Genomic DNA, 14827 nt, shown 5'->3' with positions numbered 1-14827 from the left:
GCCAACGATGAGTTGGCAAAGCGTATGACCGGCGAAAAACGCCTCTTCCTCGATGTCAGGCAGTCAGTATCAGGGATTTCCTGGGAACATCGGCTGACAGAACGCCAGGACATGATTGCGCTCGCCATCGCGCAAGGCCATGGCGTGCCCGACATCGTCGCGCGGGTGCTTGCCGGCCGTGGTGTTACCGCCGAACAGACCGAGCGGTTTCTCGACCCGACGATCCGCGATCTTCTGCCGGATCCGGCATCGCTGACCGACATGGACAGGGCGGCGGCCCGCATCGCCGCCGCGGTGATGGCCAAGGAAAAGGTGGCGATCTTCGGCGACTATGATGTCGACGGCGCCGCCTCGTCGGCCTTGCTGAAGCGGTTCCTCACGCATTTCTCGGTGCCGTCGGAAATCTACATTCCGGATCGTATTTTCGAGGGCTATGGGCCCAACCCGGATGCCATGCGCGAACTTGTTTCGCGTGGCGCGACACTGATCGTCACTGTCGATTGCGGCACCAACAGCGCCGTTTCCATCGATGCCGCCAACGAGGCTGGGGCCGATGTCGTGGTGCTCGACCACCACCAGGTCGGCGGTGCCTTGCCGGCGGCAATTGCCGTCGTCAATCCCAATCGCGACGACGACCTTTCCGGGCAGGGCCATCTCTGTGCCGCCGGCGTGGTCTTCCTCGCCCTTGTGCAGACGGCCAGGATCCTGCGCGGCCGCATGGCCGATGCTACGCCGCCGGACCTGCTTTCGCTGCTTGATATCGTGGCATTGGCCACAGTCTGTGACGTGGTGCCGCTGACCGGCGTCAACCGCGCCTTCGTGGTCAAGGGGCTGCAGATGGCGCGCCAGCAGAAGAATGAAGGGTTGGCGGCACTGGCACGCGTGTCGCGTATCGGCGAGCCGATCAGCACTTTCCATCTGGCCTATCTGATCGGCCCGCGCATCAATGCCGGCGGACGCATCGGCGATGCCGCACTTGGTAGCCGGCTGCTTGCGACCGACGACCCGGTCGAGGCGCGCACCATTGCCGAGACGCTCGACCGGCTCAATCAGGAACGGCAGTTGATGGAGCAGGAGATGCTCGCGGCGGCGCGCGTCGAGGCCGATGCAGAGCTCGCCGGCGGCAATGGCCCGGCTATCGTCGTCACCGCCTCCAACAGCTGGCATCCGGGTATTGTCGGCCTGCTCGCTTCGCGATTGAAGGATCATGCCCGGCGGCCCGCCTTCGCCATCGCGTTCAATGCTGTGGGCATCGGCACCGGTTCGGGCCGCTCGGTCTCGGGTTTCGACCTCGGCCGGCTGGTGCGCGAGGCGGCCGTTGCCGGTCTGATCGTCAAGGGCGGCGGCCATGGCATGGCGGCGGGCATCACCGTGGAGCGGGCAAGGCTTGGCGAACTCAGGGCGTTTTTCGAAGAACGGGCGGCAGCCGACGTGTTTCGCCTGCAGGGCGAGGAAAGCCTGGCCATAGACGGCGCACTTGCCGCTGAAGGCGCGACGCTCAGCCTGCTCGACGCGCTGGAACAGGCCGGACCCTTCGGTGCCGGGCATGTGGCCCCTGTTTTCGCGTTGCCGCGCCACCGATTGGCCGATGCGCGGCCGGTCGGCACCAACCACATCCGCGTCGAACTGCAATCGGAAAGCGGCGGCCGCATCCAGGCGATCGCCTTTCGCGCTGTCGATACCGCACTTGGCGAATTCCTGTTCAAGAACCGGGGCAAGACGATCCACGTCGCCGGTTCGCTGTCAGGCAACTACTGGAATGGCAACCGCACCGTGCAGTTTCGCATCACCGATGCGGCTCGTGCGTAGGCTTTGATCAGGCGAGAACGGTCTGCAGCCGGGTCAGTTCGCCGATCTGCGCCATCGTCGCCTGATAGCCGAGGTTGATCGCCTCGTCGGCGCGGTGGAATTCGGTCAGGCCGATATGGCTGAGCTTCGGCTGCAGCGACATGTCAGGCGGGTCGCCGGCAAGCCTGGCGCGCGAAATGCGGTCCTGAATGATGTTGAAGGCCTCGACCATGACGCCGGTGATGCCGAGCCGCGTCTGATGCGACTGGCGCTCGGCGTCGATCTGACCAGGCCGCGGCGCGTCCTTTTCAACGACCAACTCGCCGGCGCTATGCTTGATGACGGCGGCGCGGCCGAACAGATCATAGTGAAGGTTGACCGCCACGACGAGCGGCTGCTCATAGGCGCGGCAGACCGATACCGGTACCGGGTTGACCAGCGCGCCGTCGACCAGCACGCGGCCGTTGCAATTCACCGGCTCGAACACGCCGGGCAGCGCGTAGGAGGCGCGCATGGCGGTGATCAATGAGCCGCTCGACAGCCAGATTTCGTGGCCGGTGCGGATCTCGGAGGTGACCGCGACGAACGGCTTGGCAAGGTCCTCGAAACGAATGCCGGCCATGTGCTCGCGCAGCCTTGCATCGAGCTTCATACCGCCGAACAGGCCGCTGCCGCGCAAATTGAGATCGAGCAGGCCGAAGATGCGTCGCTTGGTCAGGCTGCGGGCGAATTCTTCGAGCTCGTCCAGTTTGCCGGCGAGATAGCAGCCGCCGACCAACGCGCCGATCGAGGTGCCGGCGATCATCGACACTTCGATGCCGGCTTCGTCGAGCGCGCGCAGCACGCCGATATGCGCCCAGCCGCGGGCGCAACCGCCACCCAAGGCGAGCGAAATGGCTGTTTTCTTCTGGGAGTTCGTTTCGGACGCGCCGCCTGACGAGGATAGGCCGTTGGCCTCCCTGACATCTGGTCTGTTACGCAATGACGCCCACTCGAGCATCATGATCTCCCTTGTCCCACGGCTACTATACGAGCGGGCCGTATCGAAATGATGAATCTGTGTGGTTGGTGTCAGGCAGAAGGTTCAAGCTGGTGGTTTCCGATACGTGTTTTCCGTATCGAACAGCGGCTTGCTGCCGTCGCCGGCAAGCGTCCCCTTGCCATCGACCAGCCCCACCGTCCGATAAAAGCATGAACGCCGGCCGGTGTGACAGGTTGCGTCGTGGCCCAACACTTTGACGCGCAACCATATGGCATCCTGGTCACAATCCGTGAGCATCTCGACGACATGCTGAAAATTGCCTGATGTTTCGCCCTTTTTCCAAAGCACGTTGCGCGAGCGCGACCAGTAGTGGGCGATGCCGGTCTCCAGCGTCAGTGCCAGTGCTTGCGCATTCATATGCGCAAGCATCAACAGCATGCCGTCTCCGGCATCGGTGACGACGACCGTGACCAGCCCGGCTGCATCGAAGCGCGGCGAGAACACCGCGCCTTCCTCGAGCGCTTTCTTGTCCGACGGAGCTTTTGGAAATTCCAGTGCCGACATCGCCGGTCCATTTTCCTCGTTGACCATGATCTTGTCCGAAAACCGGTCTCCACTTTTCGGGATCATGGTCTGATGGCCGGCGAGGGCCATTCAGATCCCGCCGCCACGCACCATGGTCACGAAACGAACCTGCTCTTCGGGCGTATCCTTGAAGACGCCGGTGAAGGTCGAGGTCAGCGTAGTTGAACCCTGCTTGCGGATGCCGCGCATGGCCATGCACATGTGCTCGGCCTCGATCATGACGGCGACGCCGCGCGGATTGAGCACGTCCTGGATGACGCCGGCGATCTGCGCCGTCAGCGCCTCCTGGGTCTGCAGGCGGTGGGCGAAGATATCGACGACGCGGGCGATCTTGGACAGGCCGACAACCTTGCCATCCGGCAGATAGCCGACATGTGCCTTGCCGATGATCGGCACCATGTGGTGCTCGCAATGCGAATGGAATGTTATGTCCTTGACGATGACCAGGTCATCGTAGCCGGCGACCTCCTCGAAGGTGCGGCCGAGCTCGTCCGCCGGGCACATGTCGTAGCCGCCGAACATTTCGCGATAGGCCTTTGCCACCCGCTTCGGCGTGTCGACCAGCCCTTCGCGGTCCGGATTGTCGCCGGTCCAGCGCAAAAGCGTGCGCACGGCGGCTTCGACTTCGGCTTCGCTTGGCCGGTCGGTGACCGGCTTTTCCATATAGGCTGACTGTGGCATGAGCTTCTTGATGACGGCATCCATAAAGGCGTCTCCCGTAGTCCCTCTCGGCGGAGGAACGAGTTGAACGGACCACGACCTTTCGGTGTCGGAAACTCGCCCCGTTTCCAGCCCCGTAAGTGGCGTGAACTTCCCGGCAAGGACATTGGCTTTCGTCGTTCTTGTCGATACCGGACTGCCAGCATTATATAAGGTCATAGCGAGCGAAAGGAAGACACGACAGCGGCAATCGCTGTTCGCTTGGCGGCGACGGATTGGAAAATAATGATAAACGAGGTCTACAACGCGAAAATTCTCGGTTTTGCCGGGAACATTGGCCGCATCGGCCGTCTCGATCATCCTGACGCGACCGCCAAGGCTCACTCCAAGCTATGCGGTTCCACGGTCACCGTCGACCTCAAGATGCAGGACGGCCTGGTCACGGACTTTGCCCATGACGTGAAAGCCTGTGCGCTCGGCCAGGCGTCGTCATCGATCATGGCGCAGCATGTCGTCGGCGCGAGTGCTGAGGAATTGCGCGCGGTGCGCGACACCATGCTGAAGATGCTCAAGGAAAATGGCGCCCCGCCGGACGGTCGCTTCGCCGACCTCAGATATCTGGAGCCGGTGCGCGACTACAAGGCGCGGCACGCTTCGACCATGCTGACTTTCGATGCCGTGGTCGACGCCATCGGCCAGATCGAGAAGAAGCGCGCCGAAGAAGCGGCCTGACCTTGGGGTTTGGCTACCAAAGCCTGGTGTTTGCCGGGAGCCTTGCTGGCTCACTCGCGTTGGGCGGGACCCCGAGCCGGGCAGACGTAGCGGTCGAGCGCGATATCGGCGACTATCTCATGAAGGCAATCCAGCATTGTTGGAACATGCCTGCAAACACCCACAGCATTGCACGCGTCCAGATCAGTCTGAACAAGGACGGGTCACTCGCAGGCCCGCCAAAAATCCTCGGTCCTGTGACGACGCCGCCGGACAAGGTTGCCGAGTCCGCTGTCCGGGCCATCGCACGCTGCGCGCCATTTCCCAGGCTGACATCATATGCTGCCCACTATGATATGTGGCGCGATGTCATCCTCACATTCAACCCGGGAGAAGACTCACCGGGCGAGCTTCCGGCCGCGGATACGCTCGACAAACTCTTCGAAAAATACCGCAAGAAGGCCAAGTAGCGGGCCCGGCCGGAAGGTTCAAGCCTGCGCTTCCAGCACCCGCCTGCTTTCGGCAAATTCGCTTCTGAGCCAGTCGGCGAACGCGGCGGCCGGTTCCGAGAGGTCGCGCAAGTTTCTGGCCACCAGCCAATAGGCGCCGGATGCGACGTCGATGTCGAACGGCTTGACCAGCGCGCCGGATGCGATTTCCGCGCCGATCTGCAAGAGATCGCCCAAGGCACGCCATGTCCGAGCAAGGCGGCCTGCTTTGAAAGCGACGCATCCGCCAGCATCGGCCCGCGCGCCGGTATGGCGTCGGCGGGCACGCCGGCCGCTTCGAACCAGCGCGCCCAGCCCTGGCGGTTCTCCTCGTGCAAGAGCGTGTAGCGACCAAGATCGATCGGCCTGTCGAGGGCAGGGCCAGAGGCAAGCAGCGCCGGCGACAGGACCGGCGAATCGACCGTCGAGGCAAGCCGCTCAGCCTGACTGCGCGGCCACGAGGTGGCATGCGCGCTGAAGCGCAAGGCAAGCTCCGGCTGATCGCTGCGGAACTCGATCAGCCTTGGGTCGACCTCGAGCGAGACGTCGATGTCAGGCCGCAATTGGCGAAACCGGTTGAGCCGCGGCACCAGCCACACGGATGCAAGCGACGGCTCGACACTGACGCGGACCACGGACTGCGCCGGTGTCGCCACCAGTTCTCCAAGCAAGGTATCGATGGCGTCGAAACTTCTGACAAGCTGCTCCAGCAGACGCCGCCCGGTGTCGGTCAGTTCGACACGGCGATGGTGACGTTCGAACAAGGGTTGGCGCAGGAAGGTTTCGAGTTCCCGGATCTGCCGGCTGATCGCCGCCTGCGAGACGAAAAGCTCCTCGGCGGCCCGGCTGAAGCTCAGATGCCGGCCCGCCGCCTCGAAGCTCCTCAATGCCGTCAGCGGCAGGCGCCCACGCTTCATTTCGCATAACCCAGGATTATCCGAAGTGGAAATTATACTCGTTTGAAGGCGAAGGCCAGCGGCGGTCTAATCCATGTCAAAGGAGACCGACCATGATCCAGTTGCTGAGCATCTTTGGCGATGTCATGCGGATCGCAACGTTTCAATGGCGTGACAGAAGACAGCATGAAAAGCGTTACGAAGAGCCGACCAGTCGTGGCCGGTGGGCGTCTTCGCCTGACAGGCAGCCGTTTCGCCGTTCCGCCCGTGACGACTGAGTGCGCACAAGGAGTGGGGATTGCGTTCTCCAGTGGAAGCTCACATCTATCGCCTGGGAAACGCGATACGGAGACTGTGGTGCGCGACCAGCATGGGCATGCGCATATCGCCAGGCCGCCGAAACGCGGCCGCAACTGGCCCGGTCCATGGCGCAAGACGCCGGGCCGTCTCCTCGGCACGTCGCTCGTGCGCCTCTATCAGCTGACGCTGTCGGGCTTTGTCGGCAATACCTGCCGGCATCTGCCGACCTGTTCGGAATATGCCCATGAGGCGATCGCCCGCCATGGCCTGTGGGCCGGCGGCTGGATGGGATTGTTCCGTGTGCTGCGCTGCGGGCCATTCGGCACGCATGGCATCGACCGCGTGCCGGAGGTGCTGGAGGATCGTTATGTCTGGTTCACGCCATGGCGGTACTGGCGGATCGGCAGCAAGCGCGGCGAAGCGCAGGGGTGATCGCGTCGGTCAGGTACCGGCGGCTCTGCCCGTTTACGATCCGGTAGGGTTAACAACAGCCTGCACAAAGACTGCGCATTTGAGACAAAATCGAGACAAGAGACCTCGCTAAGCCGCTCGCGAACCCCCCTCTTGAGCGAGCAGACAAATGCGCAATTTCGACCGTCTTCCCTTCATCTTTGCCGGGATACTGTTCCTGCTCGCCTGGCTGCTGGGATTTCCGTTGCGCGCGCAATCGGCGCCGCTGGGGGACGTGCAGTGCACGGTGATCGCCGATGCGGCGAGCGGCAAGACGCTTTACCAGGACGGGGTGTGCGACCAGCGGTTCAGCCCGGCGTCGACGTTCAAGGTGCCGTTGTCGCTGATCGGCTATGACAGCGGGATCCTGAGCGACGAGCACACGCCGAGCTGGGATTACAAGCCTGAATTCAGCGCGGTGAAGCGGGATCAGAAGACCGTCGATCCGGTGGTCTGGGAGCGAGATTCGATCCTGTGGTTTTCCCGGGAAATCACCCGCCGGCTTGGGTCTGAGAGTTTTGCCGGTTATGTCTCGAAATTCGACTACGGCAATGCCGATGTTTCCGGTAATCCCGGCAAGAATGATGGTTTGACCAAGTCCTGGGTGAATTCCTCGCTCAAGATCACGCCGGTCGAGCAGGTCGAATTCCTGCGCAAGCTGCTGGCCCGCAAGCTGCCTGTCTCGGCCAAGGCCTACGACATGACATCAGCCATCATCCCGACCTTCCAGGCCGGGGATTGGACGGTGCAAGGCAAGACCGGCAGCACCAGGCTGCGCAACGACGCCGACAAGGTCCAGGACAAGCGCTCGCTTGGCTGGTTCGTCGGATGGGCGAACAAGGATGGCCGCCAGATCGTCTTTGCGCGGCTTGTCGTCGATGCCAACCGTACGGACATGCCAAAGGGCCTCAAGACCCGGGCTGCGTTCCTGAAGGATTTGCCGCTCCTCATCAAATGAACGCTGACATTTGAGCCGGGCTTTACGGCGGCGGAATCTGTCCATAAAAGACAGCCGCTGCCGGACGCATCCGGCTTTTCCCTATGCATGTCGTAACCCAAAACCGCCATACACTTTTGGGCGACATGCATTTCAACCACCCGCGCTCGTTTGCGGGACTGGATAGGAGATATATATGCTGAATTCCGTTTCCCTGACATTTCCCGATGGCTCCGTCCGCGAATATGACGCGGCGATGACCGGTGCTGGCCTCGCCGAATCGATCTCCAAATCGCTGGCCAAGAAGGCGGTCGCCTATGCGATCGACGGCACGGTTCGCGATCTCAGCGATCCGCTCGGCAAGTCCGGCAAGGTCGAGATCGTCACCCGCGACGACCCGCGCGCGCTGGAGCTGATCCGCCACGACGCGGCCCATGTGCTGGCGGAAGCCGTGCAGGAGATATGGCCGGGAACGCAGGTGACCATCGGGCCGGTGATCGAGAACGGGTTCTACTACGACTTCGCCCGTAACGAGCCGTTCACGCCCGACGATTTTCCGGTGATCGAGAAGAAGATGCGTGAGATCATCGCGCGCAACAAGCCGTTCACCAGGGAAGTCTGGTCGCGCGACAAGGCGAAAAAAGTGTTTGCCGACAAGGGCGAACGCTACAAGCTGGAGTTGATCGACGCCATTCCCGAGGATCAGGATCTCAAGATCTACGCGCAGGGCGACTGGTTCGACCTCTGCCGTGGCCCGCACATGGCCTCGACCGGGCAGATCGGCAATGCCTTCAAACTGATGAAGGTGGCCGGCGCCTATTGGCGCGGTGATTCGAACAACCCGATGCTGACCCGCATCTACGGCACGGCCTGGGCTGATCAGGCGCAGCTCGAAGCCTACCAGATGATGCTGGAGGAGGCCGAGAAGCGCGACCATAGGAAGATCGGCCGCGAGATGGACCTGTTCCATTTCCAGGAAGAGGGACCGGGCGTCGTCTTCTGGCATGCCAAGGGCTGGAAGATGTTCCAGAACCTGGTCAACTACATGCGCCGCCGCCTCGACGAGCAGGGCTATCAGGAGGTCAACGCGCCGCAGGTGCTCGACAAGAGCCTGTGGGAGACGTCAGGCCATTGGGGCTGGTATCGCGACGCCATGTTCAAGGTGACGGTCGCCGGCGACGACACCGATGACGACCGGGTCTTCGCGCTGAAGCCGATGAACTGTCCGGGCCATGTGCAGATTTTCAAGCATGGGTTGAAGTCCTATCGCGATCTTCCCGTAAAGCTTGCGGAATTCGGCAATGTGCACCGCTACGAGCCGTCGGGCGCGCTGCACGGGCTGATGCGCGTTCGCGGCTTCACGCAGGACGATGCGCACATCTTCTGCACCGAGGAGCAGCTGGCCGCGGAGTGCTTGCGCATCAACGATCTGATCCTGTCGACCTATGCTGATTTCGGTTTTGACGAAATCAGCGTCAAGCTGTCGACGCGGCCCGATAAACGCGTCGGCACCGACGAAGCCTGGGATCATGCCGAGGCGATCATGGGGAGCGTGCTGGAGACGATCAGGACACGGTCCGGCAATCGCATCAAGACCTCGATCAATCCGGGCGAGGGCGCCTTCTACGGCCCGAAATTCGAATATGTGCTCAAGGATGCCATCGGCCGCGAATGGCAGTGCGGCACGACGCAGGTCGACTTCAACCTGCCGGAACGGTTCGGCGCCTTCTATATCGGCTCCGATTCCGAGAAGAAGCAGCCTGTGATGGTGCACCGCGCGATCTGCGGCTCGATGGAGCGCTTCCTCGGCATCCTGATCGAGAACTATTCCGGCCATTTCCCGCTGTGGTTCGCGCCGCTGCAGGTGGTGGTGGCGACGATCACGTCGGATGCCGACGGCTATGCGACCGAGGTGGTGGCAAAGCTGAAGGCCGCAGGGCTGTTGGCGGAAGCGGATCTGCGCAACGAGAAGATCAACTACAAGGTCCGCGAGCACAGCCTAGCCAAGGTTCCGGTCATCCTCGTCTGCGGCAAGCGCGAGGCGGAAGAGCAGACCGTCAACATGCGCCGGCTGGGCTCGCGCGACCAGGAATCGCTTGGCCTCGACCAGGCGATCGCGCAACTGACCGAGGAAGCTGTTACACCCGACCGCCGGCGCAAACGCGCGGCTTGATTGGCATGGTTTCGACCAAATGGCGGTGGAGCGATCCACCGCCATTTTCATAGTAGGCGGTATGTCCTTCACACCTTGTCGGCGACCATCGGGTTGATTGCCAGGACGCGCTGCCTTGAAGACGCGACCACCACGCCTTGTGAAGTGGATTAGGCTCCGTAAAAAGCCGGATGATAAAGGACGACGCCTTGCCGAGCGTCAGGGCCAAAATCCAAACATTGGAAATACTCCGGCGGAACGTCTGGAAACCTCAGAGTGGGGTCGGCCTTGAACCCAAATCGGGAATAGTAGCCGGGATCGCCTAGAACCACGCATCCAGCCGCGCCAAGCGATTTTATCCGGTCAAGTCCAGCTTCTATTAGCTGAACACCGACGCCTTGCCGCTGTCGGTCAGGTCGCACTGCAACTGGCCCGAGACCGTACCAATTGACTTCGGTGCCGTCGATCTTGACTGAAGAGAAGGCGACATGACCAACGATCTCACCATCTTGTTCTGCCACCAAGGAAACCGTCAACGCGCCTCCCGCTCTCAGGGCGTCAACAATGGCTCCCTCCGTTCCAGCGCTGTATGGCGCACCGTCGAAAGCGGTGGTGACCAGCGCGCGGATTTCTGCAATGTCATGGGCGTTTTCTGGTCGTATGATCATGAGATTCGTGTAGCAAACCACCGTCGGGCCGCCAAGACGCTCTCGCCTCCGCGCCTTGACCCCATCGGGCCAGTGCCGGTGGGGGCGGAACATCGGTTACTTCATATCCCTGTCACGCCGACCTTGTAACGAGCCCTCATGCTCAAGCTGAAATTGCGCGAACGACCCTTTCCCGAGCTTTCCTATGCCAATCCGCGCCAGCCGGCGCTGACACGCTGGTTCATTCATTCGGTCGAAGGCCTGTCGGGCCGCGACCGCTACACAGCACTTTATGATTTCTGGCGCCGCCAGGTCGTGCCGACAGGCGAACGCGTGTTCAGCCGTATGCTCGAACTGATCGACGTCCGCGTGCGGACATCGGATCAGTGGCCGCCGGCACAGTTGCCGAACACGCCGCTGGTGATCGTCGCCAATCATCCGTTCGGCATTGGTGACGGCATTGCCGTGCTGTCGTTGGTCGAGCAGCTCGGACGCCCGTTCCGGGTGATAATTCACAAGGACCTGCTCAAGATCCGCGAGATGGAGCCTTACTCGCTGCCAATCGACTTTTCCGAGACCAAGGACGCGCTGAAGAACAACATGGCCGTGCGCCATGAGGCGGTGCGGCTGTTGAAGGAAGGCGTCACCATCGTGGTGTTTCCGGCCGGCGGTGTCGCCACCGCGCCGAAGGGCTTTGGCCAGGCACGCGACTTGCCGTGGAAGATGTTTCCCGCCCGTCTCGTCCAGGACGCCAGGGCGTCGGTCATCCCGATGCATTTTTCCGGGCAGAACGGCAGGCTGTTCCATCTGGTCAGCGGGCCGATGAACATGGCCGAGCGCGACGGCCGGGTGGCGAAATTCGTCGGCAAGGCCTCGCTGACGCTGCGCACGTCGCTGCTCATCCACGAATTCGCGCGGCTGTCCGGCAAGGCGATAGACGTGCGCGTCGGCGATGTGCTGAGCTGGAGCGAGTTGGAGCCGTTGCGCGACCGCAAGGCATTGCTCGACCGGCTGTATCGCGGCGTGTTCGATCTGGCGCCAATCGTGGCGCGCCGCCGGATTCCGTTCCTGCCAGCGCGGACCAAGATGGCAGCCTGAAAACAGGAAACCTGCCGCGGAAGGTTAGTCCGCGCCTTCTTCGGGATCCATCGCCGCGGCCTCGGTGGCCAGAACCTCGATCTCCTGGTTCTGCCCGGCCACGACCGTAAAATCCTTCTGATAGATGCGGTCGCGGTTCTTGGCGATGATGGTGTAGTCGCCCTCGGCCAGCACCATCGAGGCGAAGGCGCCGACGGTTTCCTTGATCGGATCGCCCGATTCGTTGAGCAGCGACCAGGATGTGTCGGCGATCGCCTCGCCACCGGTTTCGCGCACCAGCTTCATGGTGATCTCGGCGGCGTGGTGCTCGACGGTGGCTTCGGTCAGCTTGCCGGCCTCGACACGGATGTCGGAGCGGATGACCGCGTTGACTGCGCCATAGGTCGAGACGACGTGATAGATGCCGGCGTTGAGCCGCACGACGCTGTTGGGCTCGACATCGGGAATGATCAGCGCGCGGTCGCCATTGGCCTCGGCGGTGCCTTCGTAGATCGAAAATCGCAGCTTCTTTGGTGGAATGCGCACGCCGCCGGACAGCACTGCGTCGAGCTTGAGGCCGCCGGCGTCGAGCACGAGACTTTCGCGCTTGGCGTCCTTGCCGACAGTGATGCGCTTGGTGGCGCCGGCCCGGCCGTAGGAGGCGTGAACCAGATAGCTGCCGGGTTCGAGCTGGAAGACGGCGGTGCCGCCATGGGAGGAGGCAACCATCGGCAATTTGCCGTTGACGGCTTCGGGCTTGAAAACCCGCCAGACGATGCCGCGCGTGATGTCGGAACCCTTGTCGGTTAGTTGGGCGGACAATGTGATGGCGCCGCCGCCGCTCAGCGCCAGTGACGTCTCGCCTTTCGGCGTCGCGTAGCTCGAAATTCCCGGAAGCTTCAGGTCGGTGACACCGTCGACGTTCTGCGCCACGGCAAGCGAAACCGGCGCCATGAATATCAGCGCGCCGAGCCAGACCAGGAAAAGACGGACAGTCCCCTCAAACATGCCTTGCGTTGAAGCCCATGGCGGTGGCAATTTCAAGGCTTAAGAGTTGAAACGACTCTTCCCTCCGGCGTATCCCGCGCCAATGCCCGAGCCGCCCGAATCCCCGATGGTGCGCTTCAGCTCAAAACAGAATGTCCAGGAGACTTGCGCCCATGGCGTCGCCGATCATCGACTTCCTGCTCACCCGAAACTCCGCACCGATCCCCGATTTGAAGGAGCCGGCGCCGAGCGATGCGGAGATCGCCACGATGATCGCCGCTGCCTCCCGGGTGCCCGACCATGGCCGGTTGGAGCCCTGGCGCTTCATCCTCTACCGTGGCGACGCCCGCGTCGAGATCGGCAGCCAACTGGCAGCGCTTGCAGAGCAGCGGGAAGGTCCCTTGTCCGAAGGCCGCCGCAACCAGGAACTGGCGCGATTCTCGCGCGCGCCACTGGTGATCGGCGTCGTTTCGATCCCCAGGGACAATCCAAAAATCCCGCAATGGGAAATGTTCCTGTCGGGCGGCATGGCGGCGATGAACCTGATGATAGCAGCGAATGCGCTGGGCTATGGCACCAACATGATCAGCAACTGGTATTCGGATGTGCCGGAGGGCAGGGCGCTGCTGGGGCTGGCGCCGCAGGAGCGGGTCATCGGCTTCATCCATATCGGCTCCTATGCCGGCCCGGCACCGGAGCGGCCCCGGCCCGATCCGGCAAAGCTGTACAGTGACTATTCGGGACCGTGGGCGGGCTGAATGTTCTACGAACCCTCAAAGGGCCACGGCCTGCCGCATGACCCTTCGAAGGCGATCGTGGCGCCGCGTCCGATCGGCTGGATTTCGACACTGAACAGGGCAGGCGAGGTCAATCTCGCGCCATACTCCTTCTTCAATGCCGTTTCTACGCGGCCTTTCATCGTCTGGTTCTCCTCCGAAGGCGAGAAGGACAGCGCCTCCTTCGCCCAGGAAACCGGCGAGTTCGTCGCCAATCTCGTCAGCCGCGATCTCGCGGAGAAGATGAACCGCACATCGGTCAATGCTCCGCGCGGCGTCAACGAGTTCGTCTATGCCGATCTTGCCATGGCGCCGTCTCGGCTGGTGGCGCCGCCGCGCGTGGCGGCAGCGCCGGCCGCGCTCGAATGCCGGGTGACGGAAGTCTTTCGGCCAAAGGCGCTGGACGGATCGCCGACAAGCGCTGTGATTGTTGCCGGTGAAGTGGTCGGCGTGCACATCGACGACGCCTTCCTGACAGACGGCCTGTTCGACATCACCAAGGCCGGCAATGTCGCCCGTCTCGGCTATATGGATTATGCCAGCGTCGACGAGGTGTTTTCGATGCGCCGGCCGCGCTGGGACAAGGACTAGATATCAGGCTTGGCCAGCGCCTTGCCGGCACTCTTTCGCCGCCTGGCCGTCATGACGGTGCGCACATAGCCGGGCTCGCCGATCCGGATGCTTCCATCGGGCAGGCCCAGTATGCGGTCGAGAGCGATCTCGTAGAGCCTGACGCGTTTCTCCAGGGCCTCGATCGCGATCTCCATGTCGGCGTCGCTGCCGCCGGCAATTGCCTTGGCAACGACGTCATGCGTGGCCATGCCGAATTGCATGACGATGTCGGCAACACCTTCCGGATCGAAGGTCCTGAAAGTGCCGTCTTCGATCCCTTGCCTGATGATCTTGACCAGCAGAGGTGAAAACGACGCGCTGGCGGCCAGATTGATACGGTGGAAAAGCACCAGATTCTCAGGCCGAAACATCGTCTCGAAAAGAGTCCAAGCTTCGGGCGCGGTCTCGATCTTTGCCCGCCGCGACTGGCTGAGCAGGCCATTCAGGCGGCCAAGCGGGTCTAGGTCCGGATCGTCGATTATGTCCTGCACCCCAGCCAGTGCCTGTCTTGCAAAGCGATGGGCCAATGCTTCCAGAAGAGCCTCCTTGGAGGGGAAGTAGTGATAGAAGGCGCCCTTCGAGACGCCGGCGGACGCAATCACGTCGTTGAGGCTCGCTTTGTCATAGCCCTGCGTCAGGAAAAGGGTCTGGGCATGGTCCAGAAGCTCTTCTCGCCTGAACTCTGGATGCTTGATGACACGGGGCATGATGAACCTTCTGCACAGTTCGCTTGAATTACAGACCGATGGTCGGTATGGTAGACCAATGGTCTGAAATTG

16 protein-coding genes and 1 pseudogene are annotated in these 14827 nt (G+C 62.3%); 10 read left to right on the top strand and 7 right to left on the bottom strand.

The window, feature by feature from the left end; all coding sequences use genetic code 11:
• The first annotated feature begins 24 nt into the window (after positions 1 to 24).
• Positions 25 to 1809, top strand: coding sequence for a single-stranded-DNA-specific exonuclease RecJ (recJ, locus tag NP503_RS18495; protein ID WP_127272496.1), 1785 nt, complete (start codon positions 25 to 27; stop codon positions 1807 to 1809).
• Between the two features lie 7 nt (positions 1810 to 1816).
• Here the strand turns inward: recJ and NP503_RS18490 are convergent, their stop codons facing one another.
• The 3 genes from NP503_RS18490 to folE all read right to left on the bottom strand — a co-directional run bounded on the left by NP503_RS18490 (position 1817) and on the right by folE (position 4060).
• On the bottom strand, positions 1817 to 2788 hold the full coding sequence (locus NP503_RS18490; RefSeq protein WP_127267650.1) for a patatin family protein: 972 nt from the start codon (positions 2786 to 2788) through the stop codon (positions 1817 to 1819).
• A gap of 84 nt (positions 2789 to 2872) precedes the next feature.
• Positions 2873 to 3334: a phosphoribosyl-AMP cyclohydrolase gene (gene hisI / locus NP503_RS18485; RefSeq protein ID WP_127267649.1), complete on the bottom strand. Its 462-nt coding sequence runs from the start codon at positions 3332 to 3334 to the stop codon at positions 2873 to 2875.
• A 90-nt stretch (positions 3335 to 3424) separates the two neighbouring features.
• Positions 3425 to 4060: a GTP cyclohydrolase I FolE gene (gene folE / locus NP503_RS18480; RefSeq protein WP_027036853.1), complete on the bottom strand. Its 636-nt coding sequence runs from the start codon at positions 4058 to 4060 to the stop codon at positions 3425 to 3427.
• 240 nt (positions 4061 to 4300) lie between these two features.
• On the opposite strand from folE, the gene NP503_RS18475 reads away from it, so the two are divergent.
• Both NP503_RS18475 and NP503_RS18470 read left to right on the top strand, forming a co-directional pair.
• Complete coding sequence (locus tag NP503_RS18475; RefSeq protein WP_127267647.1) at positions 4301 to 4747, top strand: iron-sulfur cluster assembly scaffold protein; 447 nt, start codon at positions 4301 to 4303, stop codon at positions 4745 to 4747.
• 2 nt (positions 4748 to 4749) lie between these two features.
• Positions 4750 to 5196 (top strand): cell envelope integrity protein TolA, encoded by a 447-nt coding sequence (locus NP503_RS18470; protein ID WP_127267646.1) that lies wholly within the window; start codon positions 4750 to 4752, stop codon positions 5194 to 5196.
• A gap of 18 nt (positions 5197 to 5214) precedes the next feature.
• Here NP503_RS18470 and NP503_RS18465 read toward each other — a convergent pair.
• Positions 5215 to 6131, bottom strand: a pseudogene (locus tag NP503_RS18465) (LysR substrate-binding domain-containing protein).
• 92 nt (positions 6132 to 6223) lie between these two features.
• Between NP503_RS18465 and NP503_RS18460 the strand changes: the two are divergent.
• The 4 genes from NP503_RS18460 (at position 6224) to thrS (ending at position 9970) form a co-directional block, all read left to right on the top strand.
• Positions 6224 to 6388 carry a hypothetical protein gene (locus NP503_RS18460; RefSeq protein WP_127267645.1) on the top strand — a complete coding sequence of 55 codons (165 nt, stop codon included), beginning with the start codon at positions 6224 to 6226 and terminating at the stop codon, positions 6386 to 6388.
• 79 nt (positions 6389 to 6467) lie between these two features.
• Positions 6468 to 6842 (top strand): membrane protein insertion efficiency factor YidD, encoded by a 375-nt coding sequence (gene yidD / locus NP503_RS18455; protein WP_127267644.1) that lies wholly within the window; start codon positions 6468 to 6470, stop codon positions 6840 to 6842.
• A 148-nt stretch (positions 6843 to 6990) separates the two neighbouring features.
• On the top strand, positions 6991 to 7818 hold the full coding sequence (gene blaOXA, locus NP503_RS18450) for a class D beta-lactamase (protein WP_127267643.1): 828 nt from the start codon (positions 6991 to 6993) through the stop codon (positions 7816 to 7818).
• Positions 7819 to 7993: 175 nt separating this feature from the next.
• The gene (gene thrS / locus NP503_RS18445) at positions 7994 to 9970 is read left to right on the top strand and encodes a threonine--tRNA ligase (RefSeq protein WP_127267642.1); all 1977 of its coding nucleotides are present in this window, start codon (positions 7994 to 7996) and stop codon (positions 9968 to 9970) included.
• 149 nt (positions 9971 to 10119) lie between these two features.
• Here thrS and NP503_RS18440 read toward each other — a convergent pair whose 3' ends face one another.
• Positions 10120 to 10617 carry a GNAT family N-acetyltransferase gene (locus NP503_RS18440; RefSeq protein WP_127267641.1) on the bottom strand — a complete coding sequence of 166 codons (498 nt, stop codon included), beginning with the start codon at positions 10615 to 10617 and terminating at the stop codon, positions 10120 to 10122.
• 138 nt (positions 10618 to 10755) lie between these two features.
• Here NP503_RS18440 and NP503_RS18435 point away from each other — a divergent pair, with 138 nt between their 5' ends.
• Positions 10756 to 11694 (top strand): lysophospholipid acyltransferase family protein, encoded by a 939-nt coding sequence (locus NP503_RS18435; protein ID WP_127301673.1) that lies wholly within the window; start codon positions 10756 to 10758, stop codon positions 11692 to 11694.
• 24 nt (positions 11695 to 11718) lie between these two features.
• On the opposite strand, the gene NP503_RS18430 is transcribed toward NP503_RS18435, so the two are convergent.
• Positions 11719 to 12681, bottom strand: coding sequence for a hypothetical protein (locus NP503_RS18430; protein ID WP_127270173.1), 963 nt, complete (start codon positions 12679 to 12681; stop codon positions 11719 to 11721).
• 152 nt (positions 12682 to 12833) lie between these two features.
• Here NP503_RS18430 and NP503_RS18425 point away from each other — a divergent pair, with 152 nt between their 5' ends.
• Both NP503_RS18425 and NP503_RS18420 read left to right on the top strand, forming a co-directional pair.
• Positions 12834 to 13418, top strand: coding sequence for a nitroreductase (locus tag NP503_RS18425; RefSeq protein WP_127270172.1), 585 nt, complete (start codon positions 12834 to 12836; stop codon positions 13416 to 13418).
• A complete protein-coding gene (locus tag NP503_RS18420) occupies positions 13419 to 14027 on the top strand; it encodes a flavin reductase family protein (protein ID WP_127270170.1) in 609 nt (202 codons plus the stop codon).
• Here the strand turns inward: NP503_RS18420 and NP503_RS18415 are convergent.
• Positions 14024 to 14755, bottom strand: a complete 732-nt coding sequence (locus NP503_RS18415) for a TetR/AcrR family transcriptional regulator (RefSeq protein WP_127270168.1) — start codon at positions 14753 to 14755, stop codon at positions 14024 to 14026. The genes NP503_RS18420 and NP503_RS18415 overlap by 4 nt on opposite strands.
• Positions 14756 to 14827 lie beyond the last annotated feature (72 nt).

It is taken from the genome of Mesorhizobium sp. SEMIA396 (assembly GCF_024518615.1).
GTDB lineage: Bacteria > Pseudomonadota > Alphaproteobacteria > Rhizobiales > Rhizobiaceae > Mesorhizobium.
Note: the sequence above shows the minus strand (reverse complement) of the source record. Positions and strands in the feature narration are given on the sequence as shown.

What these genes read in the sequence shown, in the direction of transcription:
- blaOXA (WP_127267643.1), top strand. Translation starts at nt 6,991, where the DNA reads ATGCGCAATTTCGACCGTCTTCCCTTCATCTTTGCCGGGATACTGTTC.
- hisI (WP_127267649.1), bottom strand. Translation starts at nt 3,334, where the DNA reads ATGTCGGCACTGGAATTTCCAAAAGCTCCGTCGGACAAGAAAGCGCTC.
- NP503_RS18425 (WP_127270172.1), top strand. Translation starts at nt 12,834, where the DNA reads ATGGCGTCGCCGATCATCGACTTCCTGCTCACCCGAAACTCCGCACCG.
- thrS (WP_127267642.1), top strand. Translation starts at nt 7,994, where the DNA reads ATGCTGAATTCCGTTTCCCTGACATTTCCCGATGGCTCCGTCCGCGAA.
- NP503_RS18420 (WP_127270170.1), top strand. Translation starts at nt 13,419, where the DNA reads ATGTTCTACGAACCCTCAAAGGGCCACGGCCTGCCGCATGACCCTTCG.
- recJ (WP_127272496.1), top strand. Translation starts at nt 25, where the DNA reads ATGACCGGCGAAAAACGCCTCTTCCTCGATGTCAGGCAGTCAGTATCA.
- NP503_RS18490 (WP_127267650.1), bottom strand. Translation starts at nt 2,788, where the DNA reads ATGCTCGAGTGGGCGTCATTGCGTAACAGACCAGATGTCAGGGAGGCC.
- NP503_RS18435 (WP_127301673.1), top strand. Translation starts at nt 10,756, where the DNA reads ATGCTCAAGCTGAAATTGCGCGAACGACCCTTTCCCGAGCTTTCCTAT.
- NP503_RS18475 (WP_127267647.1), top strand. Translation starts at nt 4,301, where the DNA reads ATGATAAACGAGGTCTACAACGCGAAAATTCTCGGTTTTGCCGGGAAC.
- NP503_RS18440 (WP_127267641.1), bottom strand. Translation starts at nt 10,617, where the DNA reads ATGATCATACGACCAGAAAACGCCCATGACATTGCAGAAATCCGCGCG.
- folE (WP_027036853.1), bottom strand. Translation starts at nt 4,060, where the DNA reads ATGGATGCCGTCATCAAGAAGCTCATGCCACAGTCAGCCTATATGGAA.
- NP503_RS18430 (WP_127270173.1), bottom strand. Translation starts at nt 12,681, where the DNA reads ATGTTTGAGGGGACTGTCCGTCTTTTCCTGGTCTGGCTCGGCGCGCTG.
- NP503_RS18415 (WP_127270168.1), bottom strand. Translation starts at nt 14,755, where the DNA reads ATGCCCCGTGTCATCAAGCATCCAGAGTTCAGGCGAGAAGAGCTTCTG.
- NP503_RS18460 (WP_127267645.1), top strand. Translation starts at nt 6,224, where the DNA reads ATGATCCAGTTGCTGAGCATCTTTGGCGATGTCATGCGGATCGCAACG.